The organism is Novosphingobium sp. SL115, from assembly GCF_026672515.1.
Classification (GTDB): Bacteria; Pseudomonadota; Alphaproteobacteria; order Sphingomonadales; family Sphingomonadaceae; genus Novosphingobium.
This window is the reverse complement of record NZ_JAPPRG010000002.1, coordinates 1,797,869-1,817,778: the sequence shown is the minus strand read 5'-3', so window position 1 is coordinate 1,817,778 and position 19,910 is coordinate 1,797,869. Positions and strand designations below refer to the sequence as shown.

Here is a 19,910-nt window from a genome sequence, read left to right as displayed (position 1 = left end):
GGACGCCCTGCGTGGGGCGCCCGGTCTCCTCTCCAACCGTGGATCCCTAATTTGCAGTCCGTGCCAGCATCGGCGCAGACTTCGCCCCAACCCAATGGCGCATGTCGACCGCGTTCGTCACCCGAAAGACATCGCCCTTGCTGTTGAGGAACAGCTCTTCCATCTCGGTCCGGTTGAACGGGCGTGATCCCAGGCGGCCAAACACGGCAATCTGGCCACCGGTTTCATCAACTCCGCGGTCACGATCAAGCCCCTTGGACAGCGCCAGCGCAGGGGTGGGCGTCCTGGCCCAAGCGATCAGTTCCGGTTTGGGTTCGGGCGAGAAGCCATAGAAATTGGGCTGACTCGACGGGCTGGTCAGTTGGAGCACTTTCATCCCGTTGCGACCATCGGCCACATAGGCAAAGAGCGATGCGTTGGTGGACGCGACAATCACGTCCTCAGCATCGGTCAACTGCCCACCTGCGGTATAGCTGGTGTAGATCGATGGTCGCGTGGGCGCGGTGATATCAACGATGACCAGCCCCTGTGCCTTGGCCGCAACATAGGCATAAGTGCGTGAAAGATAAACGCGGCGCGCATCGGCAAGCGCCACGGTGGCGCCGGGCACGACCTTGGGCTGCGCCAGATTGGTCACGTCCATCAGTTCAAGCCCGTTGGCCGTGGTCACCCACAGATAGCGGAACTGAACAGCCGTGGCGCGCGGATCGTCAAGCGGAACGACCGAAGTGACGCGCGGGTCAAGGCAGGTTTCACCGCCCTTCGCTTGCGATACCTCACATGGTTTGCCCGGTTCCGATGGCTTGGGTAGATGCACGGTGACGAGGGCCTTGTCGGTCAGGATATAGGCATAGTCGCCCGCCAGTGTAATGTGGCGCGCACCCGTCAACACGCCATCAGGGTTGAATGTAAGCGCGCGGGAAAAGAAGTTGTTGCGAAACTCGCCATCGGCCAGCGTATCGACGTTCACCGCGATCAAGCCCTCGACCGCATCGCTGACAAAGGCATAGCTGTAGATCGGTGAGAACGGCTGCTCCTGATTGATGCCGCGCAGTTCAGGCGTGTTGCGGGTGGGGGCAATGGCCTGATTGGTAGGCAGCGCCATGCAGGTGGCGTTCGCGGTCTTCACATGGGTATCATGCCCCAATGGCGAAAACGGCGCAGTCACAATGCGTTCGGAAAAGCCCTTATCGCCAATGGCCGCGATGTCATAGGCGCGGAACCCGCCCTTCCCTTCGGCCACGAACATATATTCGCCGCGCATCTGCAAGCAACGCACCGCATCCTTGGTGCCTTCAACCACATTGGCGAACTGTTCCTGCCCGGTGGTTTCGCCCGAAAGCTTGCCATCCATGATCTTGCCGCGCGTCCAGTTTTTCAACTCACGCCCGTTCTTGTCCACATGCTGACGCCAGTAGTCGGGATAGGCATAGCGATGCAGATAGGAACCGATTACGGCTTGCGGTTCGTCCCATTCGGTCACGCGAACGGCTTCGAACCCGCCAGCAAGGCCGAACCATGCGTTCATCCCCACGAAGTTCACGTAATTGGTGCCCAGCAGCAAGAGCTGCGCCATCACCGCGTTGTTATCATCATCCTGGCTGACATGGCAGTCGGTACATTGCTTCGTTTCGTTCTTGCGAACGGTGTGCGGGAAGTGCGGTGCAAACGCCTGTGACGAATAACCGATGGCTGAAATTGGTGGTTGCTGAACATAAATGCGTTCGCGATTGATATTGGTCGACGACAGGATCAGCGCTGATGATGACCGGATCGGCGCGGTGATTGCCTTGCCCGCAGCCGGGTTACCGGCTGCGTCGAACTGCACCGGATCGCTGCCGGACGACTTGTTGCGCTGGTGCTTGCCAAGCTGGAACATGTCATCACGCGCCACCTGCGGATTATAGGTCGCATAGTTGCGGGTGTAGTCTTCCTCGTATTTGTGGCTGGCCGATTTCCAGTTCGCTTCGATCGGCAGATGGCACCCTGCGCAAGATGTAGTCCACGAAAGATGGCAGGTGAAACAGGCCATATCATCATCACGATGCGCGCGCGCTTCCTTGGCCACGCCGGTGCCAAACTTGTATTCACCATCATCCGATGCAGCTTTTGCCATCAGTTTGGCTCGCGCCGCCTTTGGGTTGAAGATCGGCTTGCCCGCCGTGTCCATCTGCCCGGCAAATCGGGCATCGACCGAATCCTTCACCAGACTGACGCGCCACGACAGGTTGGGTTCGATAATCGAACGCTGGATCAGCACGCGGCGGCCATCGGCTTCCTTGAACCATTCGAACCGGCGCTGGCCATCGGCATTGCGCAGCAGGGCAAGGTTGTTGCCCTTTTCCGGCGCGGCCAAGTTGGACGTCAGCAGCGTGGGATACACATCGGGCGTGCCGTGACAATCCTTGCAGCCGATCTCAACCGCATTCGCCACTTCTCCATAAATAAGGCCATTACCGTGGCTATCCTGCGAAAAATGGCAATCGGCGCACTGCATGCCGATCTGCGCGTGGATATCCATCATGTGGACAGCCTTCCCCGGATTGTCGGGGCCAACATCAACGAACTTGGCCTCGCCTGCCTTGCGGAATTTTTCAGGGTCGTTCGGATCGATGATATGCGCCTTGTCGGTGCCATAAGTCGACATGTCGCCTTCATCGTCCAGCAGGTTGCCGCGCCGGTCACGCTTCAAAATCGCGCGGAAGTTCCAGCCATGGCCGTGGTAATCGGCAAACTGCGTATCCTTGAGCTGGCTGTTCAGATCATAGACGTTGCGCAGGAATTCCACATCCCGCCAAAGCCCGTGAGTAGATGCCGCTTCCGGGTTGCGGTCCAGCACTTCGCGCTGTTCGTCAACGTTGGGATAGAACTGCTTCTTGAAGGTCTTGGTGTAGTCGGCATCCGACATGCCCTGCGGCTTTGGCGCGCGGTTTTCCGGCCCCGGCCACATCGAATCCGCATCGGATTCGTAATCCCACATGATGTAGCCGAGGTAGGTGTTCAGGAAGATGTTCGGCTGATGCATGTGGCAGTTCATGCACTGCGCGGTAGGGATGGCGCGGGTGAAAGCGTGAACCAGCGGGTGCCCGCGCTCACGATCCTGCATGGCAACCGGGCCAACAGCGCCATGGTCATCACCATGACCATTCCCATGGTCCGCAGCCTTTTTGGCGTGGCCCTTTACATCCAGACCTGCTGCGGCATGGGCAGAAGCCTGGTCCATCTTGTCATGGTCCATGCTGCCATGTGGCGCCACGCCCTTCGCCGGAGAATAGACCAGTTGCTCCGCTGAAGAGATAGCCCGAGCGCAATCCGCCTCCATGGCGGTTGATCGTTCCGGATCGGAGGAATCGCCGCGCAGATAGGCGCCCTTTCCGCCCAGAACAGTGCCACGCACCTTGTCGTGATGTTCCTGCTTTTCAGCGTCATAGCTGCCATAGCCCCCCTTGCGGTGCTGGCCTTCGCGCAAAGTGCTGATTGTGGGATCGGCAGTCACCGTCTGACCATCGCGCCCACATTTGCCAAAGTTGAGGCTGTGGCGCGGTTCGCGGTCGTTGGCATAGATGACGTGACACGAGGCGCAGCCCGATGAACGGTAATCGCCCGGCTGATCGTTGGTGCCCATCTGGTACAGGAAGGGGTCGTTCAGGCGCGTCTTGTGGATGTTCAGCACCGGAATGGCAACGCGTAAACCGGTTGCCGGCCCACGGTTCGACTGCTTGAGGTCAGGCCGTCCCGGTTCGTCAAGTCGCTGGATCAGACCCGTGGAATTGGGCAGGCCGATTTCGGGGAACTGCGGGTTGATGGTGCGACCACCATCTTCGAACACACGGAACACATCCCCCGGCGGGATCGTGTGCCATTTGGGCAGCGGATACATTACCGGCAGCGCCCCACGCGCCTTTTCCTTCGGCGTGACCGTACCCCACATCGGCTTGCCGTCAGCGCCGATTTCCTTTGACCCGGATTTGAGCAGCGCCGGCTCTCCCTTCCGGGTAAAGCTTTCACCGAACATGTAATTTTTGAACGGAACGATGCCGTTGTTATACGCCGCGCCGCCCCACAACATCGCCCCCGTCGTCATGAGCGAGCGTTCTGAGGCCTCGATAATCGACATGTGGCAGGCCCCGCAGGAATCGCGTGCCACACGGTAGTCAGACGGGTTGACGAAGCGGATGAACTCCGGGCTTTCCTTGGCCAGCAGGGCATAGGACCGCTGCGGATTGGCCGACGACGGCCAGCCCCACGCAACCGGGTATTTAGGCAGGACGTGAGCGTCTTTCAGCGCGCCCACGTATTCCATGGAATTTCGGTTCCATGAACGGTCCGCCACGACCTTGGTATTACCGCCATGACAATCTGTGCAGGACAGCACAACTGCCGGACTGGCGTGCATGGTGCGATGGTCGCTTTGCGTGTGGCAGCTTACGCAACCTGCATTCTGCCGGTCGACATAGGCCCACTGTTCTTCTGCCGTTTCGCCCGGTTGTCCACGCGGCGCAGCAGGCGCGCGGGTGTGCGTCACTTTTTGCGCTGGCTCCTCGCCCGCCGCATAAAGTGCGCTGGGTACCAGCAGCACGGCGAATGCCGCCATCAGCCATGCCAGCGGCGTTGTGCGATTGCGGCGCGTATGGATTATGGGCTGGGTCATCAGAAGGCCAGTGTCGCGTTGGCGAGGATGGAATAGAAACGGCGCGCCTTGCCCTGCTGGGCAAACAGATCGTCAAACCCTCCGCCCGGTTCAAGCACGGCGCCCGACAGCCGGAACACGAGGTTTTGCGAGGCATTGGGCCGCCAGATCGCGGAAACCGAAGCATCCCAGCCAATGTCACGCGGGATGGATCCTTCGTTGCGCAGCACTTGCAGCACCTTGGTATTCTGGAACCACAGGTGGTTCACATTGGTCGACACCCGCACCGTGGGCGTCAGGTCGAAATCAGTGCCAACCCCGAGCAGCATGGTGCCGGGATTGGTGAAGTTTGACTGGCCCTGTTCCTTGGACGAACGCAGCGAGTTGAGAATACCGTTGCGGCCATTGACCGACACCGCACGGCCTCCCCCTGCAAACGGGATGGTCTGGCGAATCCAGTAGCTGGTATCCGCCCCTGCAAACTGCGGGTTTTCAAAAATCGCGTCGAACCCGCCTTCAATCTTGTCATACGGGTCGCTGTCGCCACTGGCCCACAGGCCAGACAAGCGGATGCGCGTCCAGTCGATGTCATAGCTGAGTTCAGCAGCGGCCATGAAAGCCTTGATTTCAGCCGGGCGGCTGGTGAGGAAGTTGTTCCGGTCTTCCCCCAGTGCGGCATAGAGTTGCCCGGTCAGATTCAGTCGCCCGATGCGGCCATCGGCGGCATAACCCAGATAGACCACGTCATATTCACGCCCGCGCAAATCGCCCAACAGAGCCGGGCGTACCGGGAAACCGTTGGTATCGACCGCAATCTCGTTGCGCTCACGGTTCATGTTATAGGTCACGGAAACTTGGCTGGTCAGGCCCACCACAGGGAAATCCTGCCGGTAGAGATTGGCCATGAACACCCAGTCGTTGCGGGGGGCGCGGCTGACATCGTTCAGGCCGGAATTGGTTTCCTTTTCCAGCCGCCAGAACGCCGCAAGGTTGAACTGGAAACGGTTGTTGTCACGATTGCCGAAAAGGCGCACCCCCAACTGGTTGTCGTTGAACAGAAACCCGCGAAAATCCGATTGCATCGGCTGGATACCGCCACGCAAGCTGATGAAATCGTAGCGTTTCGTATCAAACTTTCCGATGTGGTAATCGACAAAGGCTTCCTGCAGGCCAATAAAGCCATCGGTGCGGCGCGTCCCCTTTGACGGTTCAACAAACAGCACACGCCGTTCGGGCACCTGAACGTGGTTGAGGTTGGCTGCAATCGCGATGCGATATTCAACCGCAGGCGGCTTGTATGCGGTCATACCCTTCAACAGCGAAATCCCCGCGATGAAAGTCTGCGACAGGACAAGGCTGTTGCTGTGACCGAACGTATCGATGGCGTTGGGATTGGTCGTCGTCTGATTGCCGACAGGGATCGGGAAGCTGCGCGGTTCCACCACGGTATCGGACACCACGCTGGCGATCAGGAACCAGTCGTCCCCCTTCAGAAAGCCGGGCCGTTTGCCGCGCGCCAGCGGAATGTCGCCCTTCAGCAGGCTGTGATGGAACGGATCAAGCTTTGAATGGCAGACATATTCAAGGCGCGGAAACAGGGTGTAAAGCGCACGGTCCTTTTTGCCCGTGGCCGCATCCTTTTGCGGGCACAGCGAGGACATGATGCGCCAGCGATCGGGCAAAGCCACTTCAAGGCCAAGGTCACCAATAGGGCCGTCGCCATCATATTTGTCGTAGAACGCTTCGGGCGGCGGGGCACCCACCGCACCGGGATTATCCTGATCGATCCGGTCGGGTAGCTGCTTGTTGAAGCCGGGGCGACGACGACCATCGATCAGCGCACCGTCGGCTTCGGTTTCGCCGCCGGGCATTGCCGTGGTGTTGGCGGGCGTGGTTTGTGATGCGGTATCGGCCTGCGGGGACGTGGCTTCTTGCGGAGCCAGAGCGCCCGGTGCCGCATCATCCAACCGCACGAACAAATGAACCGGCAGTGCTGGAGCAGGCTGGGAAATACCCAGCATCGGCGCGACAAGGGCGATGGCCTGATGCATCATTTGCCCTCGCAGACGTTTTGTTCGCTGGTATCCAGAAATGGCGCGAACGGGCAGTTCACATAGCGCAACCGCACCCCCTGCCCCACGGGCACCACGATGGTGTCCGCACGCATGTCTTTGGGCGCATTGCCAACTCCGCCCACCTTTGCGCCACCGTTATGCGCGCCAAGGAAAGCGATCATGTCATCCTGATCGATACCGTCGCCCGAAATGCCGATGGCACCCACCAGCCGGTTGCCGCGATAGATTGGGACCGAACCGGGGAAGATCTGGATACCGTTGGCAAGGCGCTTCTTGCCGGTTGGCGCGTCGGGAACGGCAGTGCAGGTCTGCACCACGTCGCGCGCATTCAAGCGGTTTTCCACGAAGACGGCGTGTTGAAGCAGGTTCGCCTTGACCAGCGCGATCTGCAAACCGGTGGCAAAGGGGCTGAAATCGGTGATCGGGCGCGAAAGCGGGCCGTTCGGGCGGCCCACTTCGCCATCCGGGAAAAATGGACGCGAAAGGTTGCCACCGGACCGGTCGGCAAAAGCCTTGGCCCCGGTCAGCGCCGTCTGATCGCCCAGAAAATCACGTGCTCTCTGAACAAAAGCGGGCACTTCGGCATCGGTATCATCAAGCAGTTGCTGCGCGGCTACCGGGTTTGAAAAGAATGCTGCGGTGCGCGCTTTTTGCAAAGACACGTCGATGCCAAAGATCGGCGCATCAGGACCGCGCACAAGGCCCAGCACTTCACCATACGTGTCGACGACAGAAATCGACACTTGCGCCCTGCTGTCCAGCGGACGGCGGATTTGCGCGCGCGCGCGCGTCATGATTGTGAACGCCTCTTCCAAAACCGCGCGCACTTCGGCAGACGAAAGCGCTGTGCCAACGGCAGCGGCATCGGTGCCTGCCTTTACCGGATAGCGGCCCGCGCCTGCGCCATTGGTCAGGACATAAGCATCGGCCAACGAAAATTCTGCCGTCGTCGCCCGGCGGATGCCGCTGGCTTCGGTGCCATAAGGCGTACCCGCGACAACCGCAGTGCCATCAAAATAACCGCGCACCGGAATCAGCGTGCCCACCACGTTGTTGATCGCGGCAAAGCTGGTTTGCAGGGGATGCAGGCCTTCTTCGCGCGCATCGGCAAAACGCAGGGTCGAACCATCAACCGTAATCCGGTCCGCGCGGATATCTGCAGCAGGAGCAAAACCCTGAATCCCGGCCAGCGCCATGAACTCTTCAGGATCGCCATCAACATTAGTGACATCGGGATCAAAGCCGTAATCGCCATCGGCCATGACGCCGATACCGCCCACGACCACGCCGTTCTTGTAAAGCGGCAGCCCGCCAGGATCGGCAGCAAGCCCCAGTGGAGAGCGCTTTGGCCCGATAAACGCCCCTGTACCGGCATTGCCCGTGGCAAAACGGGCGTTGAGATCGGAACAGGGGAGTTGGCTGAACTGCACCCCGAACAGCGGACCGGCCTCAAGCCCCGGCGTGTTGGGTGCAGGTGGAAAATGTTCCTGCACGATCATACTGGCCGTGCGGGTGGAAAAAGCGTTGCCGCTGGATGAAAGGTAGGCCCCCGTCACAGCTTTGGCGATGGCACCCATCGTCGCCTCAACCTCAAGCCCTTGCGCATCAACCTCACGCGGGGAAATTTCGCCCGTCGCCGTGCGTTGGCTGGTAAACATACGCGTGGCCGCGCCGTTCATGCGGAAAACCGCCAGCACGTTGCCGACGCGATCCACCACCGCGATGATTGCCGGATAGTTCAGCGCCCGCGCCTCGCCGACGGCCTGCGCGATGATCTGCTGCACCTCGGCTGTGGTCAGCGCTTCGGATGCCGGATCGGCAAAAAATCGTGAACTGGAAGTTGGTGTCGGCGTTGGCGCAAATGTTTCGCCGGACGAGGAATCACCGCCGCCACACCCAGAAAGCGCGAGTGAGAGAGCCAGTGTAGCGGCGGTGCCCTGCCGGAGAGCCAATGGCAAACGCATCAGCGCAGCCCCCGGATAGAACGGACCGCGCTGCCCAAAGCGCGGCGGAAAGCGAGCGGCTGGAACCCGTTAGGGTCACGCACGGCGGCATAGGCCTGATTGATCTGCACCCGCAGTCCGCCAGCCGAAGCAGGAGCAATCATGCCCTGATTGACCAGACCATTCAGCAGCGTATCCACCGCCATGACCGATTGCACTGCGCCTTCGTAATCGGTGAAACGCTCGCCAATAGCCTCACTGGCGATGGAATCCATGATCGCAAAAGTCTGTTCGCGAGTGAACGCCGCCCCGGCAAAGCGCACGGACAAGGCATCAGCAGACTGGCGCAAAGCCTGCGCCGCAGCCACCGTTTCTGCCCGGTTGGCAAGCATTGCCCGATGAAATGCCTTCGCACGAGCGTCGAATGTTGCCGCTGCGTCTGGGGCCACAACCTTTGCCGCTGCCAGCAGCATAATCATGTTTTCGTCGTTATACGGCGGCGTGCCCAGCGGGATTGGGCGCCCCGGATTGCGCACTGCGCTCACCTTGCCCTCCTCATCGTCATAGATGCGGCGGTGGCACGAATGGCAGTCGTAGAAGGTGAATTCAGGGAATAGCCCATCCACCGCACGGGTCGGCTGGCTGAACAGTTCAAGGCTGCGCTTGACCGCTTCAGCCTGCCCCACCGCCCACATCCGCATCGAATTGGACTTGCCGCCCTTACGCTGAACATAGTCTGCGTCTTCGTCGTGATGCTGCTGCAGAGTGGTAAAAAGGTCGAGCTCGAACGAGATGCGCGGATGCCCTGCCGCCATGATGCGGTGCGCTATGAACTGGCCCTTGGCATCGCCGGAGAAGTGACAATCAAGGCAGATCTGCGCTTTCACGCGCGGGCTGGTAAGGTCAGTCATGCCTTGCGCCACGTTGCGGGCATGGCTGGCACCGACGGTATAGTGGGTGGAAAGCCAGCCGCCTGACGCACCGTGACAGGCTTCGCAATCAACCCCATCCGAAGCGCGAGCGGCCCCCGGCGAAGCGTGGCAGCCCGCACATTCGCGCTGCGCACCTGCCGCATCAAGGCCCATGCGACGCACGATGGCCTGTCCGCGGGGCTCCTGCACCACACGCCATGCGCGGCTGTGCGCGCCTGTTGGTGATGATTCTTCCTGCCAGCGCAGCAGTTCATCCTGCCGCACCACCGCGCCATCGGCCACGCTGCGGCCATGACAGGTGGATCCCGCGCACGAGGCAACACCAACATGGGCGCGCAAGGTTCCCCCGGTGCCCTGCGCCTGCACGGCTGCGGGCGAAACAAGCGACGACGCGCCCAACGCGCCTCCGGCCATCGCAAGACATGCCGCGATTGCCAAAGCGCCTGAGCGCGAGCTTGCCCGCCGCACCGTGCGAAGGTGCGGCGTTATGCGGCACATGGCCGCAAGCCACCGGATTACCCCGAATTTGTCCAGCATTGCCCCGTATCCTTGCCGGTCCGCACATCGCCAGGCTGTTGCCCTGTGCAATGCACATCACGGAAGTGCTGCAATGCGACCCCCTTTTGCAGGAGACTAGGCCACTCCACCCCTCTGGTTCAAGTGACTATGAACGCCAAGGTGCGATTAAGTTGACCCAGCCCCTGCTGATCCACAGGTTCTCTACCCAAACTACTGCCAAAACTACTGGCGGCGGATCACCATGTTGCGGATTTCGGTCATGTCTTCCATCGCAAAGCGGATGCCTTCGCGGCCAAGGCCCGAATCCTTGACCCCGCCATAAGGCATGTTGTCCACGCGATAGGACGACACGTCGTTGACGACAATCCCGCCCACATCCAGCCGGTCCCAAGCATCCATCACCTTGTGCAGATCGGATGTGAACAGGCCAGCCTGAAGGCCGAACTTGCTGTCGTTCACCTCATCCAGCGCTGCATCCCAATCGGTGAACTTCGACAGGATGACGACCGGACCGAACGCTTCTTCGGTATAAACGTCCATATCGCGCGAACAACCTTCCAGCAGCGCGGCTTCCAGCATGTTGCCTTCACAGCCTCCGCCCGCCAGCAGCGTTGCCCCGCCCGCAACCGCAGCATCGATCCAAGTCTTGAGCCGCTGGGCTTCCTTGGCCGAGATCATCGGACCGATGAAGGTTTCGCGCTGCTTGGGATCGCCAGACTTCAATTCCCTGACCTTTGCGGTCAGCATATCGCGGAACGTGTCATAAATGTCGGCGTGAATGATGACGCGCTGTACGTGGATGCACGACTGGCCCGACTGGTAATATCCGCCAAAGACGATGCGGGCGAGCGCATGCTCAAGATCGGCATCCTTATCGACCACCACGGCAGCATTGCCGCCCAGTTCCAGCACGACCTTCTTCTTGCCCGCCTTGGCCTTCAGATCCCAGCCCACGCCGGGCGATCCGGTGAAAGACAGCAGCTTCAACCGGTCATCGGTGGTGAACAGGTCGGCACCATCGCGGCTGGCAGGCAGGATCGAAAACGCGCCTTCTGGCAGAATATCGCATTCGGCCAGCACTTCGCCCATGATGATCGCGCCCAGCGGCGTCATCGAAGCGGGCTTCATCACAAAGGGGCAACCGACTGCAATCGCGGGCGCAATCTTGTGCGCGGCAAGGTTCAGCGGAAAGTTGAATGGACTGATGAAGCTGCACGGGCCAATCGGCACGCGCTTCCACATGCCCATATACCCTTTGGCACGCGGTGAAACATCCAACGGCTGGATTTCACCATAGTTGCGCGTGGCCTCTTCGGCAGCAATGCGAAACGTATCGATCAGGCGGCCCACTTCGCCTTCGGAATCGGCAATCGGCTTGCCCGCTTCGATGCACAGGGCATAGGCTAGTTCATCCTTGCGTTCGCCAAAGCGGCGCACGCAATGGTCCAGCACGTCACGCTTTTCATAGCTGGCAAGACGCGCCATCGGCTCAGTCGCACGCACGGCACCGGCAATCGCCTCCTCAATCACGTCGGGCGTGGCCAGCGCGGTGCGGAACGCCACTTCGCCGGTGAACTTGTCGGTCACTGCAAGATCGGTGTTGGGCTGGACCGCTTTGTTGTTGAGATACAGCGGATAGACGTCTTTAAGCTGGGCCATCGGGCAGAACTCCCCCCTACCGATAACGGAAGGGGTATGGGTTGATCTGACGGAGGGAAAACGCGCCCTCCCCTGGCCCCTCCCGCAGACGGGAGGGGGACAATCGAACGCTAAAGCGCCTTGGACAGTTCCTTGATGTCCTTGTTCAAAATCTGATCGTTCTCCGAATAGTCCACCGGACAATCGATCAGATGGACACCGGGCGTATCGCGGCAATGGGCCAGCAATTCGCGCAAGTGATCGGTGCTTTCCACGCGATAGCCACTCGCCCCATAACTCTCGGCATATTTCACGAAATCGGGGTTGTTGTAGGTCAACCCAAAGTCCGCAAACCCCATGTTCGCCTGCTTCCAGCGGATCATGCCATAGGCACTGTCGTTCAGGATCAGCACCGTCAGGTTCAGGCCCAACCGGACAGCGGTTTCCATCTCCTGACTGTTCATCATGAAGCCGCCATCGCCGCAGATCGCCATGACCTTGCGGTCAGGATACAACATCGCGCTCATCATCGCAGATGGCAGGCCGGCGCCCATCGTCGCCAGTGCATTGTCCAGCAGCACGGTGTTGGGCTTGTAGGCGGTGTAACCACGCGCGAACCAGATTTTATAGACGCCGTTATCCAGACAGATGATCGCATCTTCGGGCAGACAATCGCGCACCTGCTGCACCAGATGCGGCGGAAACACCGGGAACCGCGTGTCCGCCGCCAGCGGCGCCGTGTGCGCCACTTCAGCCGCGCGATAGGCCAGCATATGATCGAAATTCCACGCCGGATTGGGCGTGATGGCCTCCTTCATTTGCCACACCGCATTGGCAATATCGCCGATCACCTCGATGCTGGGGAAGTAAACCGGATCGACTTCGGCCGTCTTGGTCGAAACATGAATCACCGGCGTTCCGCCTTCGCGCATAAAGAACGGCGGCTTTTCAATCACGTCATGCCCGACGTTAATGATGATATCGGCATCTTCCACCGCACGGTGGACGAAATCTCCGGCAGACAGCGCAGCACACCCCAGAAACTTGGGGTGGCGCTCATCAATCACACCCTTGCCAAGCTGCGTTGTCAGGAACGGAATGCCCGTCTTCTCGACAAATTCCAGCAGCATCTTGCCGGTCATCTTGCGGTTGGCCCCCGCGCCAATCACCAGCACCGGTGCTTTTGCACCCTGCAAGGCCTCAATCGCCTGTGTGACGGATTTGGCATCAGCATTGGGGCGGCGTACAAGGCTGCGCTTGAGCGGAACCGATGTGGTGTGTTCGTCGGCAATGTCTTCGGGCAGTTCGATATGCGTCGCACCCGGCTTTTCCTCTTCAGCCAGACGATAGGCTTCACGCACACGGCTGGGGATGTTGTCGGATGACTGCATCTGATGCGTGAACTTGGTGATCGGCTGCATCATCGACACGACATCAAGGATCTGAAAGCGGCCCTGCTTCGATTTCTTGATCGGCTTCTGCCCGGTAATCATCAGGATCGGCATGCCACCCAGCGTGGCATAGGCGGCGGCCGTGACAAAGTTGGTTGCTCCCGGCCCCAGCGTGGCGATGCACACGCCGGTCTTGCCAGTGTGGCGGCCATATGTGGCGGCCATGAAGCCCGCCCCCTGTTCATGCCGGGTCAGGATCAGCCTGATCTTGTCCGAACGGGACAGCGAGTCGAGAAAATCGAGATTTTCCTCGCCCGGCACACCGAAGATATATTCGCAGCCCTCTTCTTCAAGGCACTGGATGAACAGGTCGGAAGCTTTTGTTCCTTCGGCCATTATACGTCGCTCCATCATAGGAAGCGCGCAGGGCGCTGCTGCGCTTCCCTCCCCAACATGGATGCGACCGCAACAGGGCCTTGGCTTGCGTGCGTGTCTTTTTGCCCCCGCACCGGCCCCTTTGCGCAAGGGCTATCAAACCGGGTGCCGGGTGTCACCCGGAAACACCCTCAATACCCCAGCGAAAGATCCACCTGCGGCTCCAGCGGTTCTCCACGCTGAAAACGCCCCAGGTTCTCAAGAAAACGCTCAACCGACCGCTGGAACATCAAAGTCTGTGCCCGGCCCGACAGATGCATGGTGATATGGGCGTTGGGCAGGCTCCACAGCGAATGATCGGCTGGCAAAGGTTCGGGCGTGGTGACATCCAGAAATGCCTGCCCCGGACAGCCCGCCCGCAGTGCGGTCACAAGCGCATCCTGATCCACCACGCTACCCCGCGCCACATTGATAAGCGTGGCTGTGGGCTTCATCGCGGCCAGTTCCGCAACACCTATCATGCCATCGGTTTCAGCGGTGGCAGGCACAGCTAGAATCACCCAGTCAAAGCAGCCAAGCTTCGCCCGCCATTCATCCGGCCCCAGCGCCCCGTCACCACCCGACCGACGCACCTTGGTTACCGCCACGTCGAAGCCCTGCAACAGCCGCTCCACCCGCTGGCCGATGGCGCCATATCCGATAATCAGCGCCCGACTGCCGTAAAGTTCCACTTTGCCGGGAGAATCGGTCAGCCATTCGTGGCGTTCCTGCGCGCGGACGACTTCACGGTATCCCTTGGCGACGGTGAGCATCGCCATGACAACGTATTCGGCAATGGTAATGGCATTGATGCCCACGCCGTTAGTGTAAACCACACCGCGCTGCGCCATCACGTCCAGCGGCATCCCATCGACACCCGCATAGATAGAATTGAGCCATTTCAGCTTCGTCGCCCGCCGCACCGCCTGCGCCATCGGCTCCTTCTGGTTCAGGTCAAACCAGCCGATCTCTGCCTCAGGCGCCAGCGCCAACAGTTCCTCTGTGGAGCGAAACCAGCGCGGTTCGATCCAGTCGGGCAGATGTGGCTCAATCAGCGGCGCGGCCATTGCATTCATTACAAGCACAGTCATCGCGGCCAGCCTCTCCCGTTGTTTTGGGACAGCCTAGAGCAATAGTTTCAGAATGAAACCCGCTTAACCCAGCTTCCATTCCCAGCCGAGCGGATCACCGTCCATCACCTCGACGCCCTTGGCGGCAAGCTCGTCGCGCAGGGCATCGGAACGGGCAAAGTCCTTTTCAGCACGCGCTGCCTTGCGGGCTTCCAGCGCGGCTTCGATTTCTGACTCTTCCACCTCGACGCCCTTGGGCCGCAAGCGTAAGTCCTTGCGATCAAGCTCCAGCAAGCCAAGCCCCAGAACACCATCCATCAGGCCAAGCGCAGCCAGCTTTTCAGAAGGGTCCACCTTCTTCAAAGCCAGCACTTCTTCAAACACGGTCAATGCGACAGCGGTGTTGAGGTCATCCGAAATTGCCGCATCGAAGCGTTCGATAAATGGCGCGAACCGAGCGCCGGGCTGCGCCTGCGCATTACCTGCACGCTCCTTCAACTGGCCGACAGCAATCAGAATGCGCTTCAACCGCGTCAGGGCCGCTGCCAGCCCATCCCACGAAAACTCAAGCTCAGACCGGTAATGCGCCTGCAAGCACATCATACGGTAGGCCAGCGGGTGGTAGCCCTTGTCGATCAGCAGTTGCAGCCGCAGGAACTCGCCCGACGACTTGCTCATCTTGCCGCTGCGTTCGACCAGAAAGTTGTTGTGCATCCACACCCGCGCGCCGGAATTGGCGGGCAGGTCCAGCCCTCCAGCGCAGCAGAAGGCTTGGTTCTGCGCGATCTCGTTGGGATGGTGGATTTCGCGGTGGTCGATCCCGCCGGTGTGGATATCGAACGGAAAGCCCAGCACTTCGCCCGACATGACCGAGCATTCCAGATGCCAGCCCGGCGCGCCCTTCCCCCACGGCGAATCCCACTCCATCTGCCGCTTCTCGCCCGCTGGCGTCTTCCGCCAGATGGCGAAGTCCGCCGCGTTGCGCTTGCCTTCAACGGCTTCGATCCGGCCCTCGCCGTCTTCGGTCTGGGCGCGCGCCAGACGCCCGTAGTCCGCGACGGTCGAAACATCGAAATACAATCCGCTATCGAGTTCGTAGCAGTGCCTGTCCGCAATCTTCTCGGCAAACTGAATCATCTGCGGCACATATTCGGTGGCAATCGTCCAGCGCGCAGGCTGGCGGATGTTCAGCGCCTTGATGTCTTCCCAGTACGCCTGGGTATAGTGCTGTGCGATGTCCCAGATGGACTTGGCCGCAGTCCGCGCAATCTTCTCCATCTTGTCCTCACCATCATCCGCATCGTCGGTCAGATGCCCAACGTCGGTGATGTTAATGACATGCGTGAGCTTGTAGTCTTTGAACGACAGTGTGCGCCCCAGAATGTCGGCAAAGACATAGGCGCGCATATTGCCGATGTGCGGGTAGTTATAAACCGTCGGCCCGCAGGAATAGACCCGCGCCTCGCCATCATGGACCGGCTGAAACTGTTCGATCTGGCGGGTCAGGCTGTTGAACAGCTTGAGCGAAGCGGAGGCGTAGGACATCGCCCAAGCCCTTGCCCCGCGCGCCCGCTTCTGGTCAAGTCATTCGCAACGATTGCGCGCGCAGTCACTTTGTGGCGCAGGCACTTTATGGCGCAGGCGATGCAGCCGCTTCATCTTCTTCCAGCGCTGCTGCCAGCCAATCAAACTGCGCCTTGCAGCCATTGTCCAGCAGCACAGTTCCCAGCGAAGCCGCATCGGCAGGCACCGCATCGGGTTCCAGCATCACGATCTGGAATTCCGCCGCCTTGTCCGGCGTCGTTTCGTCATAGATCCGATAGACGCGGCCTTCCTGCGGGGCCAACATGGTCTTGGGCCAGGCGATGCCGACCGTCTTCGGCGGCCACTGCATGCGCACCATTTCGCCACCCGCGGATTCGGTCAGCCAGGTAAAACTGCGCGCCTGCGCTTTGGCCCGCCACAGGTAAATGTCGCTGCCACGCGGCACGCAGACATTGCCGCCCTGCTCGGTATCGGCCAACCAGATGCTGACAGGGAGCACGTTTTCGCCCGACGTATCGCCTGCACCACGCACCGCGCCCGCCCTGACCGATGCCGGATTGCTGAGCGAACGCGCCAAGAGCGCTGCCGCCGCCCGGTCACGATTGACCATACCATCGAGGGCAAACGTGCCCGCCCCGCGCAGAATACGGGTGCCCGCCTTGTCCAGCACAGTCACCACATCGCCCGCTTTCAGCGTAACCGGAACATTGGCTGCCAGCCGCTTGCCCTTGGGATAGTTCACTGCTGACGGACCAGTCGACCGCACCACTACGGCCTGCGCCATCGCCTGCGCCGAAACGCCAAGGCCCAATACCACGGCAGCAGCGATCAAAGCCTTTCGCCTCATGTTTTTGCCGACCATCACTGACCGCCTCCTGCATCCGGTGTTGCCAGTGTGGCCAGAAGATCAAGCTGTGCGTTGCAGCCCTTGTCAGCCATAGCGCCTGCCACCTCGATCTCGTCCACCGGCACGCTGCCCAACAGCATCGTCCTGATCTTCACCGGCTTTCCCACAGCATTGCTGAAGGTATAAGTCTGCCCATCGACCAGCGGCACCGATGCTGCAGGCCACACTTTCAGCGCACTGCCGGCCCGCCATGTGACATCCACCGTGCTGCCATCCTGCGACAGCAGCTTGCCGGTGCCTTCGCCGGTCTTGTCCGGGCGCCACAGCACCAGCGTTGCAGGATCGGCAATGCAATATGTCCCGCCCTTGCTGACATCGACATACCACACGTTGTCCGGTCCGGCTGGCGCTGCCACCGGGGTGCCCGAAACCGCGCCGCGCACAGCCCCGGTGCGGGTGCGCGCCGTGGTGCCGCGCGTCATCATCGCAGCAAGCGCGGTGCCGCCTGACTGATCGCGGTTCACCGTGCCGTTCAGCGCAAAAGTGCCCGGTCCTGAAAGAACCCGCGTGCCTGCCTTGTCCAGCACGGTCACATGATCGCCCGCTTTCAGCACGACAGATGTGTTGGCAGGCAATTTCTTGCCCTGCGGATATGTCGTCGCCGAAGGCCCGGTGGAACGGACAACCACCGACTGGGCCGCCGCCGTTCCCGCCATCACCACAGCGCAAACCGCCGCTGTTCCGGCCAGAACGGCTCGCATGGCCTTGCCATTACCCCAGAACATAACTCTCTCCCTTATGCGTCTGCCGCAATCGCTGGATCAGGTTCATCATCGCCTCATCCTCATGCGCCGATTCGAGCACTTTGTCTGTGAGTGCCTGCACACGATCCGCCTCACCCGCTAAATGCGCGCTGACAGCCTCAACCGCCAGTAGTCTCTGTTCGGGCGGCATATCGGGCACGGGTTCAAAAATTTCTACCGGGGTCCTGCGCCCGCGCAGGGTAACCGAACCCATCGGCCTGAACCAGTCCAGCCCAGACCGATCCACCGCCTCGCGGCTGACCAGCACCTTGGTGTCCAGCGGCTTGTTCGCACCTTCCAGTCGCGCCGCCGTGTTCATCGCATCGCCAAGCGCCGTATATTGGATGCGGCCTTCCCCGCCGAAATTGCCGACCACTGCATCGCCATAATGCAGGCCAACACGGGTGCGGCCAATCTTCGGTACGCCTTCAGGCACCGCCTTGCGGAACTCTTCACCCGCCAGATACATGGCATAAGCGGCCTTTACCGCGCGCTCGCCATCATCGGGATAGGCAATCGGCGCGCCCCAGAACGCCACCACCGCATCACCGACAAACTTGTCCAGCGTGCCACCATACTGCAGCACCACCGCGCTCAACCTGTCCAGATAATCGTTCAGCAACCGCGCGATCATTTCCGGCTCCACCGCGTGGGTCAGCTTGGTAAAGCCTTCCAGATCGCTGAACAGGCAGAAGATTTCGCGCTTTTCGCCATGCAGCGAAAGTCGGTCAGGATTGCGCATGATTTCGGTGGCAACCGAACGTGGCAGGTATTTGCCCAGTGCCCCTTGCGCAAATTCGCGCTGCGCCGCGTTGATCGCCCGCAGGACCGAACTGATCGCGGTAAAGGCCACCACCCAGCCGATCAGCCAGCCCGTTGCCGGCAGGTCCAGCGTGTCATAACCTGCGCGCTCCACCAGAAACGGAACAGCCAGAAACAGCGCGAACTGCGCCACCACCGCCAGCGCCAGCACCCAAGTCCGCGCCTGGGTCATGGCCGTCGCCGCGCCCAGGGCCACCGCCAGCAATGCTGCCAGCACTTTCAGGGCCACGGGCGGCGGCGCTTTCCACGCCTTGTCCAGCAACTGCGCCAGCATCGACGCATGCACTTCCACGCCGATCATGCGCGTTTCCCCGGTCACCGGATTGCCGGTGCGGGTAAACGGCGTATCGAACTGGTCAAAGTCGGAAAAATCGCCACCGATCAGCACGTAACGGCCCTTCACCGCATCGGACACCAATGGCGCGGTTTCAGGATCGGCCAGCAGATCTATCGGAATCTTGTCAAACACCGGTCGGTCGCTGGCCGTGGGCACGCGATAGCGGATCGGCCCGGTATAGCTGGCAAAGCGGCCATCGGCATCTGGCCCGCCATTGGTCAGCGACAGCGACAGCAGTGGCGGCAATCCGGCATATTGGCGCGGCCACCGGCGAGCCACGCCATCGGCGTCGGTTTCCAGCAGGATCGATGCTGGCTTCACCTTGTCGGTCTGCACGCTGGCCATGAACGCCTTGAGATCCTGCTCCTGTTCATAGGTGATGGCTTCAGGATTGGTGCGATTGTCGGCAAAGGCCAGATATACCGGCGTGTTCATCGCCTTGAGCGAGGCACGCAGCGCATCATCATCGTCCTGCGGGCTGTCGAACAGCACGTCGATGCCGACGCCCTTGGCCCCAAGCTGGTCGATCTGCTGCAATGCCTTGGCCAGAATCGTGCGGTCCACCGGAGATATCTGGCCGGTCGCGCGGTTGGTGTCGGCGGTATAGACCACCAGCGTCACCCGCTTGTCAGTGTCGGTCGGCGGGGCAAAGTTGGCGGCGCGAATGTCATACAGCGCCGCCTCGGCATCGCGCAGCAGCGGCAGGCGCCAGCTGTAGAACGCAATGAAGGTGGCAATGGCCAGCAGGACCGCGGCTACCAGCGCCCGTTGCCAACCCAGTTGCGTAAAGTTGCGCCGCGCCAATTGGCCCAGTTCGCGCGGGCTTTCCGCCGCTGCGCGCCGACTATCCGGCATCTGTCATTTCCCCCGTTCCGCCCATCACTTTCACAGCCAGTCCCTGCAGCCGGTTTGCCAGACCGGATTGCCCCTACATCGCCACAGGC

11 protein-coding genes are annotated in these 19,910 nt (G+C 60.8%); all 11 read right to left on the bottom strand.

Going from position 1 to position 19,910, the window contains the following annotated elements; all coding sequences use genetic code 11:
• Positions 1–46 precede the first annotated feature (46 nt).
• Positions 47–4,651 (bottom strand): hypothetical protein, encoded by a 4,605-nt coding sequence (locus OVA07_RS10295; protein ID WP_442789642.1) that lies wholly within the window; start codon positions 4,649–4,651, stop codon positions 47–49.
• Positions 4,651–6,681, bottom strand: a complete 2,031-nt coding sequence (locus OVA07_RS10290) for a hypothetical protein (RefSeq protein ID WP_268172676.1) — start codon at positions 6,679–6,681, stop codon at positions 4,651–4,653. Before OVA07_RS10290 ends, OVA07_RS10295 begins: the two co-directional genes overlap by 1 nt.
• A complete protein-coding gene (locus tag OVA07_RS10285) occupies positions 6,681–8,669 on the bottom strand; it encodes a heme-binding protein (protein WP_268171334.1) in 1,989 nt (662 codons plus the stop codon). The genes OVA07_RS10290 and OVA07_RS10285 overlap by 1 nt, the downstream gene beginning before the upstream one ends.
• Complete coding sequence (locus tag OVA07_RS10280; protein ID WP_268171333.1) at positions 8,669–10,117, bottom strand: multiheme c-type cytochrome; 1,449 nt, start codon at positions 10,115–10,117, stop codon at positions 8,669–8,671. Before OVA07_RS10280 ends, OVA07_RS10285 begins: the two co-directional genes overlap by 1 nt.
• Positions 10,118–10,321: 204 nt before the next feature.
• Positions 10,322–11,758, bottom strand: coding sequence for an aldehyde dehydrogenase family protein (locus OVA07_RS10275; RefSeq protein ID WP_268171332.1), 1,437 nt, complete (start codon positions 11,756–11,758; stop codon positions 10,322–10,324).
• 110 nt (positions 11,759–11,868) lie between these two features.
• A complete protein-coding gene (locus OVA07_RS10270; RefSeq protein WP_268171331.1) occupies positions 11,869–13,524 on the bottom strand; it encodes an acetolactate synthase large subunit in 1,656 nt (551 codons plus the stop codon).
• A 170-nt stretch (positions 13,525–13,694) separates the two neighbouring features.
• Positions 13,695–14,633 carry a D-2-hydroxyacid dehydrogenase gene (locus OVA07_RS10265; RefSeq protein WP_268171330.1) on the bottom strand — a complete coding sequence of 313 codons (939 nt, stop codon included), beginning with the start codon at positions 14,631–14,633 and terminating at the stop codon, positions 13,695–13,697.
• A 63-nt stretch (positions 14,634–14,696) separates the two neighbouring features.
• Entirely contained in the window at positions 14,697–16,157 is a 1,461-nt protein-coding gene (gene cysS, locus OVA07_RS10260) for a cysteine--tRNA ligase (RefSeq protein ID WP_268171329.1), read from the bottom strand.
• Between the two features lie 85 nt (positions 16,158–16,242).
• Positions 16,243–16,989, bottom strand: coding sequence for a hypothetical protein (locus OVA07_RS10255; RefSeq protein ID WP_268171328.1), 747 nt, complete (start codon positions 16,987–16,989; stop codon positions 16,243–16,245).
• 29 nt (positions 16,990–17,018) lie between these two features.
• The gene (locus OVA07_RS10250) at positions 17,019–17,789 is read right to left on the bottom strand and encodes a hypothetical protein (RefSeq protein ID WP_268171327.1); all 771 of its coding nucleotides are present in this window, start codon (positions 17,787–17,789) and stop codon (positions 17,019–17,021) included.
• Positions 17,776–19,821 (bottom strand): adenylate/guanylate cyclase domain-containing protein, encoded by a 2,046-nt coding sequence (locus tag OVA07_RS10245; protein ID WP_268171326.1) that lies wholly within the window; start codon positions 19,819–19,821, stop codon positions 17,776–17,778. The genes OVA07_RS10250 and OVA07_RS10245 overlap by 14 nt, the downstream gene beginning before the upstream one ends.
• Positions 19,822–19,910: the final 89 nt, after the last annotated feature.